The 1,741-nt window shown below is 61.8% G+C and carries 1 protein-coding gene; it reads left to right on the forward strand.

Features of this window, described 5'->3' with window-relative positions:
• Positions 1 to 221: 221 nt before the first annotated feature.
• Positions 222 to 1,741, forward strand: a 1,520-nt coding sequence (locus V6C07_RS01430; protein ID WP_333534615.1) for a glycogen/starch synthase, incomplete at its 3' end; no start/stop codon positions are given.

The raw sequence follows: 1,741 nt of genomic DNA on the forward strand, positions 1-1,741 counted from the left end.
GCCGTCAAAAGCGCTGGCTCCCCCGCGCCCCGGCGCGGCGGTAAGGCCCCTGCTCAAAAGCAGGACGCGGATCCCGCAGACACGCGGGCAAAGAACAGTAAGAAAACCGGAACCGCCGGTGAAAAGCACGAAAAAAAGCCCGCCACGTTGCGCAAAAGCCGCAAAAACGCATGACAAGGCCGCGCAGCACGGCTTCACGACCTTCATGACAAGGAGATGGCATGAATTTCAACTCGTCCGTGGTAACCCTGTTTGAAGTAAGCTGGGAGGTCTGCAACAAGGTGGGGGGCATCCACTCTGTTGTCACCAGCAAGGCCCTCCAGGCCGTGGAGCATTTCGGCGAGGACTATTTTCTTCTGGGTCCGGCGCTCAAGAACAATCCCGGCTTTGAAGAAACAGACGAGCACGCCTGGGATTCGCTGCGCATGGGCCTTGCCACGCGCGACCTCAAATGCCGCCTGGGCCGGTGGAACATCCCCGGACGCCCCAAGGTGATACTGGTGGAATTTGACAAGCGCTATTCCAGCAATCAGCTGCTGTTTGAAATGTGGAAAAATTACGGGGTGGACTCGCTCTCCGGCGGATGGGACTACATTGAGCCGGTCATGTTTGCCACGGCTTGCGGCGAAGTCATTGCGGCCATCCACGAAAGCCGGGTGGAGCCTATGCAGGGCCGCAGCGTGGCCCTGTTTCACGAGTGGATGTGCGGCGCGGGCCTGCTCACGGTGAAAAAACTCACCCCCGAAGTGGGTACGGTCTTCACCACCCACGCCACCACCCTGGGCCGCGCAATGGCAGGCACAGGGCGCGACATCTATACCAATATGCGCAACATCCACCCCGCCAATGAGGCCGCCGCCCTGAACATCACGGCCAAATGGTCCATTGAAAGCGCCGCCGCACGCGAGGCGGACGCCTTCACCACCGTCAGCCCCATCACGGGCGAAGAATCCACGGTCTTCCTGGGCCGCCAGCCTGACGTCATCACCACCAACGGCCTCGACCTGCGGGTCATACCGGACTATACCGAGGACCGTGCGGTTCCCTCGGCCACGCGCACCAGAATTATGGCTACGGCGAGCCGCTTCCTGCGCGGTTCCCTGCCGGAGCATACGCGCATTTTCGCCATTTCCGGCCGATACGAAATGCACAACAAGGGCGTGGACATTTTTCTTGAAGCGCTGGCCCGCGCCGACCGCAACCTTGCCGGCACAAACAGTTCCATCCTTGCCCTGTGCCTTGTGATGGGCGGACATACGGGCGTCAACGCGGCGGCGGTTTCCGGCAATCCCGACGACACGGACAACGGCCTGCCCTTCATCTGCACCCACCGGGTGTGGAATGCCCCGCAAGACCCCATCATCAACGCCTGCCGCCGCCTGGGACTCGACAACCGCGCGGAAAGGCGCGTCAAGATCATCTTTGTACCCGCCATGCTCGACGGCCATGACGGCTTTTTCGACATTCCCTATGAAGAAGTGCTGGCCGCCTGCGATATGGGCTTTTTTCCCTCATGGTATGAACCGTGGGGCTACACGCCGCAGGAAAGCGCGGCCTGGGCCGTACCCACCCTGACCACCGACCTTTCGGGCTTCGGCATGTGGGCGCGGGAACAGATGAAAGAAGAAAGCATGGACCGCACGGGCGTCTGCGTCATGCCGCGACGCGGCATGAGCTTTGACCAGAGCGTTGACCGCCTGCACGAAAGGGTGCTCGGGGCCGCCGCCTGCCCGGATGGTGA

The sequence above is a fragment of the Desulfovibrio sp. 1214_IL3152 genome (genome assembly GCF_036763055.1).
Taxonomy (GTDB): Bacteria; Desulfobacterota; Desulfovibrionia; order Desulfovibrionales; family Desulfovibrionaceae; genus Desulfovibrio.